The sequence below is a fragment of the Amycolatopsis sp. NPDC003676 genome (assembly GCF_053587275.1).
Window position 1 is genome coordinate 66,299 of the sequence record NZ_JBSFNS010000034.1, and the last position, 17,765, is coordinate 84,063.

Genomic DNA, 17,765 nt, shown 5'->3' on the forward strand with positions numbered 1-17,765 from the left:
CGGGTCGCACTCGCGGGCGGGTCGCTTCGGATCAGCGGAACCTGATGGGCCCAACCGCCCTAAGGCACCCGCAACCAGCCCGACTCACAACTGCACAAACGACACCGACGAGCCGAATCCTGCGAGGCCGCGACCGTCCTGGCCCGCCAGCAGCCCCGGCGCACAACAGCACAAACCGCACCGCCGAGCGGCCCCTCCGGGTGCAACCGCTCCAGTCCGCCCGCAACGCCCGGCCCACCGGTCCGACCGAACCCGGCCGAACGGAACCCTGCGGAGCACGATCGCCCCAACGCGCCGCAACCAGCCCGACTCACAGCCGTACCCGCACCGCCGAGCGGCCACTCCGGGGTGCAACCGCTCTAGCCCGACTCGCAGCCGCACCGGCACCGCCGAGCAGACCTCGGAGCGCCGCTGCCCAAACCCGCCCGCAAACCCCGGCCCACAACGAGCCTGACCAAACCCGGCCGAGCCGAACCCTGCGGAGCGCACCCGCCCAAGCCCCACCAGCCCCCACCTCACAACGGCACGGACCGCACCGCCGAAACGCCAGGCTGAGCATCCACCGAAAGCCAGTCATTCCGCGTCGCGTGCAGCGCCAGCTGGAACCGGTTCGCCGCCCCCGTCCGGGCCATCAGGTTCTCCAGATACCGGAACATCGTCCGCCTGCTCACGCCGAGCACCCGGGCCACCTGGTCGTCCGTGAGCCCGGCGGCGAGAAGCGCGAGCAGCCGTCGTTCGCTGGGGCGGATCGCGGGGCCGGAGGTGTCGTCGGCGAGGCCCAGGGGCAGCGCGACCTGCCAGCACATGTCGAACAGTCCGGCCAGCGCGTCGAACAGGTCGCACGAGCGGATCAGCAACACCGTGCGGTCGGCGCCAGACAAAGCCGCACAATCGTCGACGATCAGGAGTTTCACCGGCACCTCCGGCAGAACCCGCGCCTCCTCGCCGCTTTTGCCGCAGGGCAGGATGTTTTCCGCGACGTACTCCGGCCGTTCCAGCGCGAGCCTGCCGTAGACGGCTCGGTAGCGGACGCCGCGGGCCAGGTTTTCCAGTTCGATCTCGTTGGCATCCGCGTCCGCGTAGTACGGCGGGGAGTCCAGTCCGCGAACCTCCGTGCGCGCCGATCGCTCCAATTGCTGCACCCGTTCGGCGGCCGTGGTTCCGCTGACTACCTCGATCATCGGGTCGGCGTCGTAGCGGACCGAGTGTCTTCGGTATTGCTCGTACAGCCGCGTCATCGCCGCCCGGGCCCCGGCCAGTTCCGCCTCGCGTTGCCTGGTCAGCACCTCCAGCACCGGTTCCGGGCGCAGTGCGGACATCGGCGAGCCGGGGCCGTCGACCCGGCCGGCCAGTCCGATTCCGGCCAGCACCGCCAGTACGCGGCGCACCTCGCCGGGGTCGCGGCCGGTGTCGCGCGCTAGCCGATCAGGCGGAACCGGTCCCGACGAAAGTAGGTCCAGATAGATTTCTGCTTCGTCCGCTTTCAGCCCGAGAGTCAGGAGATGGCCGATTGCTTCGGGAACCATTCGGAGGCACCTCCATCGGGCTGGCCGACACCATTGCGCCACTGGCACCAGCGCGTCACCGCCAGGGCTGAACGAACTGTAGACAACTGGGCACCGAATGGCCCGACGCCGTTCGCAGGAAATTCCCTGGGAGGGATCGTGTCCCGTTCAGCCCGAAGAATCCTTGCCATGGCCGGTTTCGCGGCCTTGGCCTTGACTGCCCCGGCCCTGCCAGCCGTGGCATCGCCCGCCGCGGCGCATCCGACCGCCCGCGTCTGCGCCGAGAAGGCGAAGCCCGGCATGGTCACCTGTTTCGCCGAACGCCAGACCGACACCATGCGCGCGTTCCTCACGCCGGGCGCGCTGCCCGGCGGGTTCGGTCCCTCGGACCTGCGTTCCGCCTACAACCTGACCGCCGCGGGCAGCGCGTCGGCCACCGTGGCGATCGTCGACTCCAACGACGACCCGAATGCTGAATCGGACCTCGCGAGCTATCGCTCCACCTACGGGCTGCCGGCGTGCACCACCGCGAACGGCTGCTTCAAAAAGGTGAACGAAAACGGGCAAACCAGTCCCCTTCCGGCCGCGGATTCCGGCTGGGCGGGCGAAATCTCGCTCGACGTCGACATGGTTTCGGCGATCTGCCCGAATTGCCACATTCTGCTCGTCGAAGCGAACCAGCCGAGCATGGCCGATCTCGGCACCGCGGTGAACACCGCCGTGTCGATGGGCGCGAAATACGTGTCCAACAGCTACGGCGGCGGCGAGGACGGCACCGAACCCTCCTCCGACTCCAGCTACTTCCACCACCCCGGCGTCGCGATCACCGCGAGCACCGGCGACAACGGCTACGGCATCAGCTACCCGGCCTCCTCGCAGTACGTGACCGCGGTCGGCGGCACCTCGCTGAGCCGCAACAGCAGCGCGCGCGGCTGGGGCGAAACCGCGTGGACCGGCGCGGGCAGCGGCTGCTCGGGTTACGTGGCCAAGCCGGCCTTCCAGAACGTGACGACCGGCTGCGGCAAGCGCGCGGTCGCCGACGTCTCGGCCGTGGCCGACCCGCAGACCGGCGTCGCGGTGTACCAGACCTACGGCGGCAGCGGCTGGGCCGTGTACGGCGGCACCAGCGCGTCCGCCCCGATCATCGCGTCCGTCTACGCCCTCGCCGGCGCGCCCGGCGCGTCCGACACCCCCGCCGCCTACCCGTACTCGCACACCGGCAACCTCAACGACGTGACCTCCGGCAGCAACGGCAGCTGCTCGACCTCGGTGCAGTGCAACGCCGGCCCCGGCTGGGACGGCCCCACCGGTCTCGGCACCCCCAACGGCACCGCGGCGTTCAGCGCGGGCGCCCCGAGCGGCGGCGTCACCGCGGCCAACCCGGGCAGCCAGAACGGCGTCGTCGGCACCGCGGCGAGCCTGCAGCTGTCCGCGTCCGGCGGCAGCGGCGGTTACACCTGGACCGCCAGCGGCCTGCCCACCGGGCTGTCGATCAGCTCGGGCGGCCTGATCTCCGGCACGCCGACCACCGCGGGCACGTACTCGGTGACCGCGACCGCCAAGGACTCCTCCGGCGCGACCGGCTCCACCACGTTCAGCTGGACGATCGCCCCGACCGGCGGCGGCACCTGTTCCGGGCAGAAGCTGGGCAACCCCGGCTTCGAAAGCGGGACCAGCCCGTGGACCGCGTCCAGCGGAGTGATCAGCACGTCGTCGAACGGCGAACCCCCGCACAGCGGCACGTACCTCGCCTACCTCGACGGCTACGGCAGCGCGCACACCGACACGGTCTCGCAGTCGGTGAGCATCCCGTCGGGCTGCCACGCCACGCTGAGCTACTACCTGCACGTCGACACCGCCGAAACGACCACCACGACGGCCTACGACAAGCTGACCGTCAAGGCCGGTTCGACCACGCTCGCCTCGTACTCGAACCTGAACCAGGCGACCGGATACCAGCTGCACACCGTTGACATGTCGGCCTTCGCCGGCCAGACGGTGACGCTGACCTTCACCGGCACCGAGGACTCGAGCCTGCAGACGTCGTTCTGCCTCGACGACACGTCGCTGACTGTCAGCTGAAGCTGAACCCCGAGGAGAGGCCGTCCCGTGCGCGGGGCGGCCTTTTCCGGCTGTGCCAGGCTAAGCTCGGGCGGGCCCCTCGACGATCGGACTGGACCGCGATGACAGATTCGTTTCCGATCGTGGAGGAGGTTGTCGCGTGGATCTCCGGTCGCCGCGAGGTTCTCGAAAGCCGCGGGATGACCGTCGCGGTGGACCTGCGCCCGCCTAGGTGGGCCGTGTCGGTCTCCATCGATCACCAGCATCTTTTCAGTCAATTGATCGTCTGGGAAAGCGGCGACGCGCAGCTGATGCGGGCGAACATTCTTGACGATGCGAACACGGACGAGCACCGCCAAATCAACTCGCGGGCCGACTTGGCACACGTACTGGACGAATTCGCCGCCTGGACCTCCGCGGGCAACTGATCCGCTCGGCCGAGAACGTCACCCGCCAGCACGCGGCGGTTTGGCGGCAAGCAGATCGAGCCCCAGCGGGGTGCACTCATGGCACACCGCCTTGCCCTCCCGACGCGACACGATCAAACCCGCCTCGCGCAAAGTCTTGGCGTGCAAGGACGCGGCGGCGACCGAGACGGACAGCTCGCGCGCGAGACCGGTGGTCGTGCGTCCGCTGATCAAGGCCCGCAGCGCACCGGCGCGAGTGGCGCCTAGCAGCGCGGCCAGCGGGTCCGACCGTCCGGACGGGGCGAGCAGGGGCAGCGGGGTCAGCGCGGGATAGATCAGCGTGGTGGGGCGGTCGGCGTAGTACGCCACCAGCGGGTGTCCCGACCACAGCAGCGTGGGCCGCAGGACGATGCCGTGGCCGCGCAGGGTCAGGTCGAGGTCGCGGGGGAAGTCGGCTTCGAGGGTCAGTCCTTTCCAGCGGAGCGTCGGCCGGAGGCTGGCGAACAGGGCGCTGATGCCTTGGCGCGCAAGGATTTTCGCCCGCCACGCGGTTTCGGCGTCGAAGCCCGCCCGCAGACTGTGCCAGCGTTCGGCCAGGACGTTCTGGTAACCGGCGCGCAGCGCCCGGTCCAGTACCTTCCACGCGTCGCGGTCCAGCCTGGCCAGCCGCTTCGTCCAGGAGGTCAGCGGCCGGTCGATCGCGCATACCCGCTTCAGTTCGGCGCGCGCTTCGGCCCGCGGAGTGGAGAGCACGCGGTCCAGCCCCTCTTCCACGGTGCGGCTGGGCGGGTCGAGGAACATGGGGCCCGCGCCGGAGGGCGAGACGAGCTGCAGCAGCGGCCTGCTCTCGACCGGCAGCTGACGCGCGACCTGCTCGCGCCACGGCGCGAAGGCCGGGTGCGGATCGCGGCGCTGCAGCATCTGCATCGCGAGGGTCAGCTCGCCGAGCGGCGCCGGATGTTCGGCGATCGACACGTGCAGAAGATCCTCGGGCGTACAGCGCAGCCGAAGCACGGAAACCCCCCTTGTTTTGAGTTCTAGCTTAAACCATCGCGTCCCCGGCTCCGGGTGCGCAAATATTGGTTTCCGGCAGGGGGACGGGAATTCACCGAACGGCGGTATCGCATTCGGCCTATCGGTATACGCCGTTCGCGTCCTCCTGGACATTTCCAGCAGAAGAGGGGTTTCCATGCGAGTGAGAATCGGCGCGGTGCTGGGGGCGGCATTGGTTTCGCTTGCCGCCGTCGCGACGGTGGCGGACGCGTCTCCCATCAGCACGTCGGCGGGCTTTACGGCGCAACTGCGGTCCGCGGGGTTCACTGCCCAGCAGAGCGTCGCACTGCAGAGCGAGATCGACCGCGACCTGGCGACGCTGCACGGCAGACAAGTCACGCCTAATCAAATCGTTACCGGCGACAATTCAGTCATCACTTACCCTTTGCCCGGCGATAAGTATGCGCACGCATTCGGCGACGGACTGAACGGCAACGACCCGCGCACTCCGTACGAACTCTGTTCCTACGGCGCGTTCTGCGGATGGAAGGACGCGAACTATGAAGGAAAGGGATTCACGCACGCGGCCTGCGGCGATTTCTACGAAATCCCGAACGGCTTCAACAGCGGCGGGTCGTGGATGAACAACCAGACGCACCACTACACGACCTCGTTCTGGGGCAAGGGATACACCTACTTGTCCACCTCGCCGAAGGCGTACTACGCCCAGCCGCACGGGAACTGGCACCCCGTGTGGTACATCTCGAACGACTGCTGACTGACGACGGCGTGCGGCGGCGGCATCCGGCGAGGATGCCGCCGCCTCATGCGCCGAGGATCTCGGCCAAGGTCGGCAGCGAAGGGTGCACCCCATACCGCGTGACAACGACGGCGACTACTTTGGCCGCGAAACCGCAGGCCGCCACATCCGCGGTCGTCGGCTCACCGGGCATATCCGCGAGCCGCGCCGCAAGCGCACCGACGAACGAATCCCCCGCGGCAGTGGTGTCCACCGCCCGCACGGCAACCGCCGGGACGTGCACGGACGACGCGCGCATCCCCCAGTACCAGCGTCAGTTCGGCACTGCCGCGTCGAGGACCTCGACCAGCGTCGGCAGCGAAGGATGCGCCCCATGCCGCGTCACGACGACGGCAGCCACCTTGGCCGCGAAACCGCAGGCCGCCACCACGTCCGCAGTCGTCGGCTCACCCGAGACTCTCGCGAGCCGCGCCGCAAGCGCACCGACGAACGAATCACCCGCGGCAGTCGTGTCCACCGCCCGCACGGCAACCGCCGGGACGTGTGCGGACGACGACGCATCGAGGACCGCGCACCCCTCAGCTCCCAGCGTCACGATCACCCACCGGCATCCCGCGGCGAACAGTTCGGCACTGCCGCGCCGCAGGCCGTCGACTGGGTCTTGGCCGGTGAGCTGCCGGAACTCGATTTCGTTCGCCACCACCACATCGCTGAGCGGCAGCAGCTTCGCGGCGACGGCGTCGACCGGCGCGGTGTTGAGCACCGTCAGCGCGCCGCGCTCGCGAGCAGCCGCGAACGCGCGTTCTGTCGCGTCGACCGCCGCCTCCAGCTGGCCCACGACCACCCGAAGCCCCGGCAGCTCGCCGATCGCCGCTTCGGCCGCCGCGGCGGGAATGTCGGCGTTCGCCCCGGCCACGACGACGATCGAGTTGACGCCCTCCGCGTCGACGGTGATCGCCGCCCGTCCAGTCGGCAGGGCCGAGGTTCGCAGGTGCGCGACGTCCACGCCCTCGGCGAGCAGGGCTTCCCGGTATTCGTCGCCGTCCTCGTCCTGGCCGACGCACCCGATCACGGCGACTTCCGCGCCGAGCCGGGCGGCGGCGACCGCTTGGTTGCCGCCTTTTCCGCCCAGCTCCCGGCTCGTCGAGAAGCCCATGAGCGTCTCCCCTGGCTCCGGGATACGCGGGGCCTGGACGATGTGGTCGACGTTGAGCGACGCGACGACCGCTACCGCTGGGCTCATGCGGTGAGCCATCGGGCCGGGACCTCCCGCATCAGCCGGGCCACGGCGTCGGCCGCCACGCCCTCGGCTTCGAGCAGATCGGCGAAGATCGTCGGCACGAACACGAGCCCGTTCCCGCCGTTGTGCGTCCACATCTGCTTCAGGAAAAGGTCGTGCGACAACATGATCTGCTCCCCGAAGCCCTCGTGCACCCACCGCGCCACGGCACGAGCGGTCTGGGAAACCGTCGGGGCCACGCCTTCGCCGGGGAACGAAATGTCGAGGCCGATCATGTCGAACTCCAGCAGCACGCCGCGCTCGAGAAGCTCACGCTGGTAGCCCGGATCGTCGCCGGACGGATCGCTGTGCGCCAGCGCCACTTTCCCCGGCGCCGCACCGCATTCCTCCAGCACCAGGTCGAGCACCTCGTGCCCGCGGCGTTGCCAGCCCGGCATGTGGATGTTGAGCCCGACCGCCGGCCGCGCGGCTTGCGCGAGGGCCGCGGCCCGCAAGGAAGCCCGCTCCCCCTCGGTGAAAAGCGGAGAGACGCCGACCTCGCCGATGACACCGGCCCGGATTCCCGTTTCGCCGACGCCCTCGTCCAGCTCCGCGAGAATGCGCGAGGTCTGCGCTTCGACGGTGACCGCGGTGATGCGCTCGCCTTCGAACTTCTCCAGGTACGCACCGGTGCCCATGACGACGTTGACCCCGGTCGCCTCGGCCACCGCCGCCAGGGCTCGCGGATCCCGGCCGATCGCCGCGCTTCCGGTGGCGTCGACGACCGTGCCGCCGCCGGCCGCGGCGAACGCGGACACCTCGCGCACGACGCTCGCATGGTCCTTCACTGCCACGTTGTCGGCGCAGCAGTACGGATCCTGGCGAAGCAGGAATTGCCACTCTGGTCCCACTTCCGCCTCGACGAGCCGCCGAGTGGCGGAGTACGAGGGTTCGGCGACCGCGGACGACAGGTCGTTGAAGAGGTGCTCGTGCGGCAGCACCAGCCCGAGGTCCGCCGCGTCGACCGCACCGAGGACGCCGCGCACCTCAGCCACGATGCACCTCGGCTGGCTGGGCGAGGACCGCCGGTTCGGCCGTGTGCCGGGACGGAATCATCGCGATCGCCGCGGCCGCCAGCGCCACACCCGCACCGAGGACGGTGACCAGATGCAGGCTGGAACCCGCTGCGGGAGCGACGATTTCGAGCAGCAGCGACCCGATCAGCTGACCGGCCGTCGAGGCCAGGCCCAGCAGCAAGAGCCCCAAACCGCGCACCAGCAAGGCCATCAGCGCGATCGACAGGAGGCCGAGCGGCCCGCCGAAGTACATCCACCAGGTGCCCGGCAAGGCGAAGTGCGCGCCCGCGGTCGCCATCCGCACCACATACACGAGGCCGAGCGCCACGAAGCCGATGAGGAAGTTCCAGGTGATGGAGATGAACATCGAACCGGACAGCAGGCCGATCTCCGAGTTGCCCGCGGGCTGCCAGCCGGCGAGCAGACCGCCGACGAACGGCATGATCGCCAGCGCGATCATGTGCGGGGCCGACCAGTTCGGGGAAACGACCAGCACCGTGGCGCAGATGGCCAGGATCGCCCCGGCGACGCGCGGCGCGCTCATCGCCTGCTTGAACGGGACGCCGATGCCGAGCCGGTCGCACACCACGCCGGAGATGACCATTCCGGAGATCAGCGAGGTCTGGAAGATCGCCACCCCCAGGAAGCCCACCGTGACGCCTTCGGAAAGCACGATCACCGCACCGCACAGGCCCGCGAAGAAGTTCCACCGCGGGATCTCGCCGCGCACCAGCTGACCCGGCAATCGGAAGAACGCGGTGCGCGTGCGGGCGCGCGCCAGCACGATGATCAGCATCAGCACCAGGCCGGTGCCGAAGGACACCAGCGCGGCCGCGTGCCCGTCGCCGAGCGCGGTGCCGAGATGTCCGTTGACCAGCGACTGCAACGGGCCGAGCATTCCGGCGAAGACGGTCGCGATCGTCAAGACGACGGCCGAGGTCGCGCGGCGGGTGGGTGACGTACTCATCGAATCCTCCTTGATCCTGAGTGCGCGCGGCTCAGATTTCGCGTCCGGCAAGCCAGGTCAGCGCCTGCGCGAAGAGCTTGCCGTAGCCGTCCCAGCTCATGAACTCCTCGGGAGCCCAGTGCGGGGAGATGTCCGAGGTGAAGGCGAGGGTGCGGCCCTGGCCGACCTGGCGGGCGGCCAGCATGACGTCGCCCTCGACGGTGGCGAGCAGTTCGGCGTCCGGCTTCAGCGTGGTGTGCTGGTAGCCGAGCAGGATCGGCCACTCCCGGTCGAGACCGGCGACCACGGGGTGGCCGGACCGCACGACCTGCGCGCGGACGCCCTCCGGAGTCTCGACGCGGTCGTCGAACGGGTCGATGTCGACCGGGAGGATCTCCTCGATCGGCGTGCGGTGGTAGTTGGCCTTGCCCTCGAAGCCCTGGAAGCTCAGGTAGCCGCCGGCCATCATCAGGCCGCCGCCGCCCTGGACCCACTCCCGCAACAGCTTGAGCCGGTTGGGCGCGGGACGGCCGCGGGTGAACGTGTCCGGATGCAGCAGCAGGGTGTTGGAGCCGACGTCGGAGAGCAGGACGACGTCGTAGGCCTCGAGTTCCGCCAGCGTCTGCGGGAATTTCTCGGCCACGTCGTGCGAACGCAGGTGAGTCACCTCGACCCCTTCCGCCGCCAGCGCCGCCAGCAGCCGCTCGCACCCGATCTCCACCTGCGTGTGCGCGAACGGGTCGTATCCCTTGTGGTCGATCGTCGCACTGACCCACGACTCCCCGGCTAGCAGGACCTTGACCATCGACGACTCCTTCGGGCGAAAGCGCTTAGCGTGTGTTGCGCAACATAGCGCAACAACGCCAATATAGGATGCGGTTGCAGTCGCCGTCAACGCTCGAACGGGGAGGAGCCGGATGTCGCTGGCGAAGGTGGCCCGAGAGGCCGGGGTGGCCGTGTCGACGGTGTCGAGGTACGTCCGGGGGGAGCTCAACGTCGCCTCCGAGACGGCCCGGCGCATCGACGCCGCGCTGTCCGCCGAAGGGCATCCGCCTGTGCGGAAACAGGTGACCGGGCTCAGCCTCGGCCTGGTGGTCCCGTCGCTGGACAACCCGTATTTCTCCACGCTGGCGGACGCGGTGGCCGACGCCGCGGCGGCCGACGGCATCGACGTCTTCACCGCCCTCACCGGCTCGTCGCCGTCGCGGGAGCGCGCCAGCGTCGAACGCCTGATGCGCGTGCCGGACGTAGGCGGGCTGATCTATCTGGGGATGAACAGCACCAACGAGGCGTTCGCGAACCGGCTGACGGGCGACTTCCCGGTGGTCTTCCTCGACGAGTACGTCGAGGCGGCCGGACCGCGGATCGCGCACGTCACCGCGAACAGCTTCGGCGGCGCGTACCAGGCGACCACCCACCTGATCTCCCAGGGCCACCGGCTTATCGCCCACGTCGGCGGCCCGGCCGGGCTACGGACGGCCGACCAGCGCGAGGCCGGATACCGCGCGGCCATGAAGGCGCACGGGGTCGAGGTCAACGAATCGATGATCGTGCGCGGCACCTTCAGCTCGGCGTTCGGCATGAACTTCTTCGCGCACATGGCGCGCGCCGACGCGGCGCCGACAGCCGTGTTCACCGCCAGCGACATCGCCGCCGTCGGCCTGCTCGAAGCCGCCCGCCGCGCGGGGGTCTCGGTGCCGGGCGACCTGTCGGTGATCGGCTGCGACGGCATCACCCTCGGCGAATGGACGTCGCCGCGGCTGACCACCGTCGCGCAGCCGACCGAGCAGATGGCGCGCAAAGCGGTCGACGAGATCACCCGCCTCGCGGCCGGCGACAGCCCCGCGGACCACGTGCTCTCCATGCAGCTCGTCGTCCGCGAATCGACCCGGGAGTACTCCGCATGACCGACGAAGCTCTCGCGCTGTTGCGCGATCTGGTGCGCCAGGACACCACTTCCGGCGACAGTGCCGCGCAGGCTGCCGCGCAGGAGCTGGCCGTCTCCTACGCAACTGCCGCTGCGGGCGTACGCGTGCTGCAACGCTCCACCACAGGTCGGCCATGGGTACTGCTCGGCACCGGTTCGGCTGACGGCGCGTTGTTCGTCTGCCACATCGACACCGTCCCGGTCGGCTCCCGCGATTTGTGGGAGCGCGCCCCGTTCTCCGCGGACGTCGACGACGAGTTCCTGTACGGCCGCGGCAGCGTCGACATGAAGGGCGGGCTGGTCGCCGCCCTGGCCGCGTTGCGCAACGCCGCGGAAGCCGGTGCCGCCGCGCAAGTCCTCATCACCAGCGACGAAGAGATCGGCTGCCGAGGCGCGGCGGAGGCCTCGGCGTCGCTGGAGCTGACGCCGCGGATTGTCGTGGTGCCGGAGGCGACGCAGAACCGCGTCTCGCTCGGGCATCGAGGAGCCACCTGGCTGCGCCTCGCCGCGGCGGGCAAGGCCGCCCACGGGTCCACGCCCCACCTCGGGCGCAACGCGATCCAGCTGCTCGCCGACCGGGCGCTTGGCGCGCTCGATTCGCTCCCGCTGTCCACAGAGGATTATCTGGGCGAGGAAACCGTCAACGTCGGCACCTTCGAGGGCGGCACAGCGACGAACATCGTTCCCGCGTCGGCGGTTCTGACGCTGGACGTGCGCACTGTGGACGGTGGCGCGCCGGTGATCGCCTGGGCTTCTTCGCTCGATCCGGCCATCAGCGCCGAGGTGGAACTTGACCTGCCCGCGGTTCGGACCCCGACGTTGCCGGACGCGCTCTCCGGCCAAGCCACCGCACCCGCCGCGACGTATTTCACCGACGCCTCGGCCTTGGCCGGGTCCGTGGCCGGTGCGCCGATCGTGATCTGGGGCCCGGGAGATCCCCGGCAGATGCACGCGGCGAACGAGAAGCTGGAACTGGAGTCCTGGCGGCAGGCGTTGCGCAACTACCGCGAGCTGGTGCTGTCCGCCGTCCGCTGAACCCCCAAGTCCTATGTGGACTAACCGCGCAGCACGGCATGCGGATTCCGGTACCGTCCGGTCTCCCCGCGCCGGATTGCGCATTCGGGCCGCCCGGCCATGTCCGCCAGCCCTTTCCGCGACGTTTTCGGCAGCCGTTCTCCGCGCCGACGACGGCATCGGCTATTCCGGCGATCCCTCGGCAGCCACTACCCTCGACTGAGCGCACCGGAACCCCCGGGCCCGGAACTGCGATTGCGAGCGCCGCATGGACGCTGACGAAAGCGGGGCCCCGGTGACCCGGAGCCTCGCCGACTACCTCACCCGTTTCCCCTGCCCCCTCGCAGCGGCGAACGGGGGCACCGCCGCCAGCTGGAACCTTCAAGGTGTCGACCCCCTGGCAACCGCACTGGAACTGGTCTACGAGCGCGACCGCCGCTGCCAGCTGACCGTGAAGACCGTTCGCTCCCACGAGGGCCTGAATCCCCGCGGCTTGCCTGTCGCCACCACCGCCGATCTGCTGAGCAATTTCCTCAGCCGCAACGAACTCGTCATCGAGCCCAACCGCCGCACCTTCGCCCAGGAGCACCCGACCGCTCGCCTCGAGCGCTACGAGAGCATCCAGCGCGCCGCCGACGACGCCGTCAGACTCCCCGCGACGGTGTCCTGCGACGGCACCCCAAGCACCGGGCAACGCCTCGACGCCCTCGGCCTCTCCGTGCTCGAACTCCCCTGGCACGCCGGCGCAACAGTGCTGTGCGTCGGCGTCCCCGACCTCATCGACCACCTGACCCTGCACACAGCCACCCCCGAAGACCTCCCCTGACCGGGCGATGGACCCGCCCGCCCCGGTGACCCGGCACACTTCCCTTTGCCATAGCCAGCGCGTGCAACTATTGTCGACGCACGTAACCGGCTGGGACAACCCGGCCGCGAACAGGTCGAGCAGGACTCGAGAAAGAAGAAAAACCCATGTCGCTCACCCACATTCTCCCCGGACGGCTCGGGTTCGGGACCGCTCCCCTCGGGAACATGTTCCGCGCTATTCCCGACGACGAGGCGCTCGCGACCGTCGAGGCCGCCTGGGAGCAGGGCATCCGCTACTTCGACACCGCGCCGTTCTACGGGGCCGGGCTGGCGGAGTCGCGGCTCGGCCAGGTGCTGGCGGGCAAGCCGCGCGATTCCTACGTCCTGTCGACCAAAGTCGGGCGCGTCGTGCTCGACGAGCACGAGGACCAGGACCCCGGCGAACTGGGCGAGAAGGGCGGACTGTTCGAGCACGGCAACCCCAACAAGCTCCTCCACGAATGGACCGCCGACGCGACCGAACGCTCCATTGAGGACAGTCTGAAACGGCTCGGCACCGACCGGCTCGACATCGTCTGGGTGCACGACATCGCCCAGGACTTCCACGGCGACCGCTGGCTGCGGAAGTTCGAAGAGGCCCGCACCGGAGCCTTCCGCGTGCTGTCGCGGCTGCGCGACGAGGGCGTCATCAAGGCATGGGGGCTCGGCGTCAACAAGACCGAGCCGATCGAACTGACCCTCGACCTCGACGAGCCCCGGCCGGACGGGTTCCTGCTCGCCGGGCGCTACACGCTGCTCGACCACGCGCACGCACTCCAGCGGCTGCTGCCGATGGCGGAGGAGCACAACGTCGGCATGGTGATCGGCGGACCGTACAGTTCCGGCGTCCTCGCGGGCGGCACCCACTTCGAGTATCAGCAGGCCCCGCCGGAAATCCTTGCGCGCGTGGAACAACTCAAGACACTCGTCGCGCGGCACGGCATCAGCATCAAGGCCGCCGCGCTGCAGTTCTCGCTCGCGCATCCGGTGGCCGCCGCCGCGATCCCCGGGGCCACCCGGCCCGGCCGGATCGCCGAGGACACCGCCGCGCTGGCCGAGAACGTCCCGGCCGAGTTCTGGCACGACCTCCGCGCCGCCGGTCTCGTCCACCCCGCCGCGCCGCTTCCCGGCAACGCCTGAAACCGGAGCACCACCATGGCGCACCGTTCCCGCCTCGCCCCAGCAGGTCTGGGACCTCACCGGCGGATTCGCCTCGCTGCCCGGCTGGCTCCCCTGCATCCCGGAGAGCGCCGCCCTCGACGGCGTCACCGAGGATGAACGGTCGACCTGTTCACCGGCATCTACCGCGACAGCCCCGACGCCCTGCACAAGACGCTGACCTGAACGCCAAAGAGTCCTTTGTGGACACCCGGCTCACGCGCCGACCGGACCTGCCGGTCGGCGCGCACGCCGTCACCGCAACGGGTCGTAAGCCTTGAGATCGATCCCCGGGTCCGCGTCCCGCGCCACCCGAGCCGCGATCGAACCCGCGTACGGTCCCATCGTCAACCCGGACGCACCCAGCCCGTTGGCCACCACCAGCCCCTGCACCTGCGGCACCGCCCCCAGCAGCGGCCGGATGTCCGGCCCCGCGGGCCGGAAGCCAACGCGCGTCTCCACATACGTCGCGTCCGCCAGCCCCGGCGCCACCGACAGCGCTTCGGCCAGCACCTCCGCCAGCCCAGCCGCCGTCACCCGGTAATCGAAGCCAGCCCCCTCCTCCCGCGTCGCCCCCACCACGATCCGCGAATCGTCGAACGCGAGCAGATAATGCCGGGACTGGGGCAAAACCACCGGCCATCGCGAGGTTTCCGCCCCCGGCAACCGAAGATGCACAATCTGCCCCCGCTGCGGCTCGACCCGGACCTCGACCCCGAGCGGCCCCAGCAACGCAGGCGACCACGCCCCCGCCGCAGCGATCACCGCGTCCGCACCGATGAACTCCTCTCCGACCAGCGCCCCGCGAACCGCCCCGTCCGCGACGATCGACGCCGTACCTTCCACAATCCGCGCCCCACGCCGCACCGCAGCCCGCCGCATCGCGTCGCGGACCAGCCGCCCGTCCAGCCGTGCCGCGCCCGGGATGTGAATGGCCGGACCGTCGTGCGCGAGCGGCGGGAACATTTCCTGGGCCTGGCGAGCGTCGACCAACTCGACGTCCCCGGCCAGCGGCGCGTCCCTCGCCCGATCCGCGACCCGCTGAAACGCTTGCGCCGCTTCGCTTTCGGAGACCAGGCTCAACGAACCGACCCGCCGGTAGCCGAGGTCGGTCTCCCCGTCCTCGGCCAGCGCCGCCCGCAATCCCTCGTAGTACTCCGCGCCGCCGGCCGCCAGCCGATACCAGTCCGGATCGTCCACAGCGGACGCCCACGGACAGATAATCCCCGCCCCCGCCGACGTCGCCCGCCCGCTGGCCGCCCCGTCGACCAGCACCGTGTCCACTCCGGCCCGCACCAGCTCATACCCGGCTGCCGCACCGACAATCCCGCCGCCGACCACGACCACACGCATTTCGCCCCGCTCCTTCACTGCTCTGTCTGCATTTCGCTTACCGCACACCGCTCATCCGCCGCTGCACCCACGGCGCAAGCAGCAACAACACCACGCCCGCCGCCATCACCGCCGCGCCCACTCCGGCGAAGTAGCCGATCTCCGTGTCCGCGCTGTACAACTGCACCAGCTGCGCATTGATCCCGCTCGCCGCAGCCGACGCCAGAAACCACAAACTCATCATCTGCGCGAGAAACGCCCGCGGCGCCAGCTTGGTGGTAGCGGAAAGCCCCACCGGCGACAAACACATCGACCCGCAAATCACCACGAAGTAACTCGCGACGAGCCACCACGGACTGGCTGGCACCTCAACCCCGTGCAACAACCCGGGCCCAGCCATCACCACAAACGACGCACCACCCAGCAACAACCCGAGCGCGAACTTCCGCGGTGTCGCAGGCTGCCGGTCCCCCAGCTTGATCCACAACCAGGCGAACGTCGGAGCCAGCACCAACGTGGCGACCGGGTTCAACGACTGAAACCACGACGACGGCACCGAGAAGCCGAAGATCTCCAGATCCGTGCGCTTGTCCGCGAATTGCGCCAGCACCGAACTGGTCTGCTCGTTGACCACCCAATAGCACACCGCCCCGAGGAACAGCGGAATATAGGCAATCAACCGAGACCGTTCGACCGCGTCCGTGCGCGGACTGCGCAACATCATCGCCAAGTACGCCACCGGCAACACCACCGCCAGCACCGTCACCGCGTTGATCAACGTGCGAACAGTCAACGCCCCCGCAATCCCGAACACCCCGACCAGCACCGCCAGCACAACGACGCCCATTCCGGCCCGAATCGCGACCCGCCGCCGCTCGCCGTCCCGAAGCGGATTAGTCGGTGCCTCCCCAGCTTGACCCAACTGTCGCCGCCCACGAGCAAACACCAGCAGCCCAGCCGCCATCCCCACCGCGGCAAGCCCGAACCCCAGGTGGTAATCCACCTTCTGCCCGAGCGTCCCGACGAGATACGGCGCGATGAACGCCCCGAGGTTGATTCCCATGTAGAACACGGAAAACCCAGCGTCGCGCCGATTGTCCTTCATCGAATACAGCTCACCGACCAAACTGGACACATTGGGCTTCAACAACCCAGTACCAGCAACGATCAGCACCATCGACACCAACAGCGCAGGCAACCCGCCAGGCACGGCCAGCGCCAGATGCCCGCACATGATCAGCGCCCCGCCGACCTGCACCGAACGCCGCATACCCAGCACCCGGTCGGCCAGCCACCCGCCGCCGACGCCCGACATGAACACCAGCGCACCATAAATCGACACCAGCGCCGAGGCGGTCGCCTTGTCGAGCCCCAGCCCGCCCCCGGAAGTCCGGTCGTACAAGTAATAAAGGAGAATCGCGGACATCCCGTAATAGGAAAACCGCTCCCACATCTCGACAAAGAATAATGTCGCAAGCCCGCGAGGATGCCCGAAAAACCGTCGATCACGCGCGGACGCCATTGTCTGCTCGTTCATAGCCCGCCTTTCGATAAGGATGGCGCTGGGAACGACGAAAGAAGAAAGCGATCAGCAGGAGACGCCGGGCCGCCGCAACAACGGACGGTCCACAGTCCACAACACCTCAGCGACCGCATCGCCCTGGTTGTGCACCGCATGCGGCGTCGAAGACTTGAAATGAATCGAATCGCCCGCCGCAAGCACGACAGACTCGTCCGGCAGCAGGAACGTCAACTCACCGCTGAGCACGTAGCAAAATTCCTCGCCGTCATGCTGAGTAACCGGCGAAGGCTCACTAGTCGGCTGCACCTTGGTAGCCAGCACTTCAATGCGCTGATCAGGCAATTCAGCGGTAAGCACCCGATGCTCCCGCTCACCCATGACAACGCGAGTCGCCCGAGGATCGTCCTGCCGAGACACCGCGTACTCCGCCTGGCTCCGCTTGCCGGCCGACCCGAGCAACTCGACCGCATCCACCTCGAGCGCACCAGCGATCGCGAACAACGAGGTCAACGAAATCGAGTTAACACCACGCTCAGCCAACGAGAGAAACCCAGGCGAGAGCCCAGAACGCTCAGCCAACTCCCGCAACGTCATGCCGCGCTCGGACCGGACCCGCTTGATCGCCACCCCAACCCGCACAGCAGGATCGCTCTCCACCACAGCCCCGGCCCTCCTTCCGTCCCGACAAGTTTAGCCAGACAAAACAAACCCAGTCAATACTAAACAGCGTCACGGACCACAGCATTTTCCCTTACAAGACAAGAAAACCCCGCACCGATGCACCCAACGATCGAGGCACCCAGCCCCTCCCCCGCACCCCGAGATAAAGCGTCCCTGCGGTCTGGGGGTGCTTGTCAAGGCATCTTTCCCGCCTTAGGCAATTTCCCCTCTGCTTTGGCCCAAGTCGGTGACCGCGCGACAGCCGTCCGCGGCGATGTGGCGTCGCTCTCCGATCTGGACGCGCTGGCGGCCCAGGTCCCCGGCCCGGTCGACGCCCTG

17 protein-coding genes are annotated in these 17,765 nt (G+C 69.0%); 7 read left to right on the forward strand and 10 right to left on the reverse strand.

The genetic code is table 11. From position 1 onward, the window contains the following. Positions 1-515 precede the first annotated feature (515 nt). Positions 516-1,526 carry a helix-turn-helix domain-containing protein gene (locus tag ACWDNU_RS21375; RefSeq protein ID WP_370935814.1) on the reverse strand — a complete coding sequence of 337 codons (1,011 nt, stop codon included), beginning with the start codon at positions 1,524-1,526 and terminating at the stop codon, positions 516-518. 168 nt (positions 1,527-1,694) lie between these two features. Between ACWDNU_RS21375 and ACWDNU_RS21380 the strand changes: the two genes are divergently transcribed. After that, a complete protein-coding gene (locus tag ACWDNU_RS21380; RefSeq protein WP_449670168.1) occupies positions 1,695-3,587 on the forward strand; it encodes a putative Ig domain-containing protein in 1,893 nt (630 codons plus the stop codon). Between the two features lie 101 nt (positions 3,588-3,688). Then, positions 3,689-3,994 (forward strand): hypothetical protein, encoded by a 306-nt coding sequence (locus ACWDNU_RS21385; protein WP_370935812.1) that lies wholly within the window; start codon positions 3,689-3,691, stop codon positions 3,992-3,994. An 18-nt stretch (positions 3,995-4,012) separates the two neighbouring features. On the opposite strand, the gene ACWDNU_RS21390 is transcribed toward ACWDNU_RS21385, so the two are convergent. Beyond that, positions 4,013-4,987 (reverse strand): ArsR/SmtB family transcription factor, encoded by a 975-nt coding sequence (locus tag ACWDNU_RS21390; protein WP_449670169.1) that lies wholly within the window; start codon positions 4,985-4,987, stop codon positions 4,013-4,015. 175 nt (positions 4,988-5,162) lie between these two features. Here ACWDNU_RS21390 and ACWDNU_RS21395 point away from each other — a divergent pair, with 175 nt between their 5' ends. Beyond that, entirely contained in the window at positions 5,163-5,744 is a 582-nt protein-coding gene (locus ACWDNU_RS21395; protein WP_449670170.1) for a hypothetical protein, read from the forward strand. Positions 5,745-5,790: 46 nt separating this feature from the next. Here the strand turns inward: ACWDNU_RS21395 and ACWDNU_RS21400 are convergent, their stop codons facing one another. Genes ACWDNU_RS21400 through ACWDNU_RS21420 form a run of 5 tightly spaced genes read right to left on the reverse strand, consistent with a single transcriptional unit; the run spans position 5,791 to position 9,772 of the window. Further along, positions 5,791-6,024: a PfkB family carbohydrate kinase gene (locus ACWDNU_RS21400; RefSeq protein WP_449670171.1), complete on the reverse strand. Its 234-nt coding sequence runs from the start codon at positions 6,022-6,024 to the stop codon at positions 5,791-5,793. A gap of 15 nt (positions 6,025-6,039) precedes the next feature. Further along, positions 6,040-6,969 carry a ribokinase gene (locus ACWDNU_RS21405; RefSeq protein WP_370935807.1) on the reverse strand — a complete coding sequence of 310 codons (930 nt, stop codon included), beginning with the start codon at positions 6,967-6,969 and terminating at the stop codon, positions 6,040-6,042. Beyond that, positions 6,966-8,000, reverse strand: coding sequence for a phosphotriesterase family protein (locus ACWDNU_RS21410; RefSeq protein ID WP_449670172.1), 1,035 nt, complete (start codon positions 7,998-8,000; stop codon positions 6,966-6,968). The genes ACWDNU_RS21405 and ACWDNU_RS21410 overlap by 4 nt, the downstream gene beginning before the upstream one ends. Continuing rightward, entirely contained in the window at positions 7,993-8,988 is a 996-nt protein-coding gene (locus tag ACWDNU_RS21415; protein ID WP_354737124.1) for a DMT family transporter, read from the reverse strand. Before ACWDNU_RS21415 ends, ACWDNU_RS21410 begins: the two co-directional genes overlap by 8 nt. A gap of 31 nt (positions 8,989-9,019) precedes the next feature. Continuing rightward, positions 9,020-9,772 carry a glutamine amidotransferase gene (locus ACWDNU_RS21420; protein ID WP_449670173.1) on the reverse strand — a complete coding sequence of 251 codons (753 nt, stop codon included), beginning with the start codon at positions 9,770-9,772 and terminating at the stop codon, positions 9,020-9,022. Positions 9,773-9,884: 112 nt separating this feature from the next. Between ACWDNU_RS21420 and ACWDNU_RS21425 the strand changes: the two genes are divergently transcribed. The 4 genes from ACWDNU_RS21425 (at position 9,885) to ACWDNU_RS21440 (ending at position 13,894) form a co-directional block, all read left to right on the forward strand. After that, a complete protein-coding gene (locus ACWDNU_RS21425; protein ID WP_449670174.1) occupies positions 9,885-10,874 on the forward strand; it encodes a LacI family DNA-binding transcriptional regulator in 990 nt (329 codons plus the stop codon). After that, the gene (locus tag ACWDNU_RS21430; protein ID WP_449670175.1) at positions 10,871-11,929 is read left to right on the forward strand and encodes a M20 family metallopeptidase; all 1,059 of its coding nucleotides are present in this window, start codon (positions 10,871-10,873) and stop codon (positions 11,927-11,929) included. The genes ACWDNU_RS21425 and ACWDNU_RS21430 overlap by 4 nt, the downstream gene beginning before the upstream one ends. Positions 11,930-12,176: 247 nt before the next feature. Further along, a complete protein-coding gene (locus ACWDNU_RS21435) occupies positions 12,177-12,734 on the forward strand; it encodes a hypothetical protein (RefSeq protein ID WP_449670176.1) in 558 nt (185 codons plus the stop codon). A 146-nt stretch (positions 12,735-12,880) separates the two neighbouring features. Further along, positions 12,881-13,894 carry an aldo/keto reductase gene (locus ACWDNU_RS21440; RefSeq protein ID WP_370935801.1) on the forward strand — a complete coding sequence of 338 codons (1,014 nt, stop codon included), beginning with the start codon at positions 12,881-12,883 and terminating at the stop codon, positions 13,892-13,894. A 273-nt stretch (positions 13,895-14,167) separates the two neighbouring features. On the opposite strand, the gene ACWDNU_RS21445 is transcribed toward ACWDNU_RS21440, so the two are convergent. Genes ACWDNU_RS21445 through ACWDNU_RS21455 form a run of 3 tightly spaced genes read right to left on the reverse strand, consistent with a single transcriptional unit; the run spans position 14,168 to position 17,426 of the window. Then, complete coding sequence (locus ACWDNU_RS21445) at positions 14,168-15,265, reverse strand: NAD(P)/FAD-dependent oxidoreductase (protein WP_449670177.1); 1,098 nt, start codon at positions 15,263-15,265, stop codon at positions 14,168-14,170. A 37-nt stretch (positions 15,266-15,302) separates the two neighbouring features. After that, positions 15,303-16,781 carry a peptide MFS transporter gene (locus ACWDNU_RS21450; protein ID WP_449670178.1) on the reverse strand — a complete coding sequence of 493 codons (1,479 nt, stop codon included), beginning with the start codon at positions 16,779-16,781 and terminating at the stop codon, positions 15,303-15,305. A 51-nt stretch (positions 16,782-16,832) separates the two neighbouring features. Next, positions 16,833-17,426 (reverse strand): helix-turn-helix domain-containing protein, encoded by a 594-nt coding sequence (locus tag ACWDNU_RS21455; RefSeq protein ID WP_449670179.1) that lies wholly within the window; start codon positions 17,424-17,426, stop codon positions 16,833-16,835. Positions 17,427-17,765 lie beyond the last annotated feature (339 nt).

What these genes read in the sequence shown, in the direction of transcription:
- ACWDNU_RS21430 (WP_449670175.1), top strand. Translation starts at nt 10,871, where the DNA reads ATGACCGACGAAGCTCTCGCGCTGTTGCGCGATCTGGTGCGCCAGGAC.
- ACWDNU_RS21425 (WP_449670174.1), top strand. Translation starts at nt 9,885, where the DNA reads ATGTCGCTGGCGAAGGTGGCCCGAGAGGCCGGGGTGGCCGTGTCGACG.
- ACWDNU_RS21380 (WP_449670168.1), top strand. Translation starts at nt 1,695, where the DNA reads ATGGCCGGTTTCGCGGCCTTGGCCTTGACTGCCCCGGCCCTGCCAGCC.
- ACWDNU_RS21400 (WP_449670171.1), bottom strand. Translation starts at nt 6,024, where the DNA reads ATGCGCGCGTCGTCCGTGCACGTCCCGGCGGTTGCCGTGCGGGCGGTG.
- ACWDNU_RS21415 (WP_354737124.1), bottom strand. Translation starts at nt 8,988, where the DNA reads ATGAGTACGTCACCCACCCGCCGCGCGACCTCGGCCGTCGTCTTGACG.
- ACWDNU_RS21435 (WP_449670176.1), top strand. Translation starts at nt 12,177, where the DNA reads ATGGACGCTGACGAAAGCGGGGCCCCGGTGACCCGGAGCCTCGCCGAC.
- ACWDNU_RS21385 (WP_370935812.1), top strand. Translation starts at nt 3,689, where the DNA reads ATGACAGATTCGTTTCCGATCGTGGAGGAGGTTGTCGCGTGGATCTCC.
- ACWDNU_RS21395 (WP_449670170.1), top strand. Translation starts at nt 5,163, where the DNA reads ATGCGAGTGAGAATCGGCGCGGTGCTGGGGGCGGCATTGGTTTCGCTT.
- ACWDNU_RS21445 (WP_449670177.1), bottom strand. Translation starts at nt 15,265, where the DNA reads ATGCGTGTGGTCGTGGTCGGCGGCGGGATTGTCGGTGCGGCAGCCGGG.
- ACWDNU_RS21420 (WP_449670173.1), bottom strand. Translation starts at nt 9,772, where the DNA reads ATGGTCAAGGTCCTGCTAGCCGGGGAGTCGTGGGTCAGTGCGACGATC.
- ACWDNU_RS21440 (WP_370935801.1), top strand. Translation starts at nt 12,881, where the DNA reads ATGTCGCTCACCCACATTCTCCCCGGACGGCTCGGGTTCGGGACCGCT.
- ACWDNU_RS21375 (WP_370935814.1), bottom strand. Translation starts at nt 1,526, where the DNA reads ATGGTTCCCGAAGCAATCGGCCATCTCCTGACTCTCGGGCTGAAAGCG.
- ACWDNU_RS21450 (WP_449670178.1), bottom strand. Translation starts at nt 16,781, where the DNA reads ATGAACGAGCAGACAATGGCGTCCGCGCGTGATCGACGGTTTTTCGGG.
- ACWDNU_RS21405 (WP_370935807.1), bottom strand. Translation starts at nt 6,969, where the DNA reads ATGAGCCCAGCGGTAGCGGTCGTCGCGTCGCTCAACGTCGACCACATC.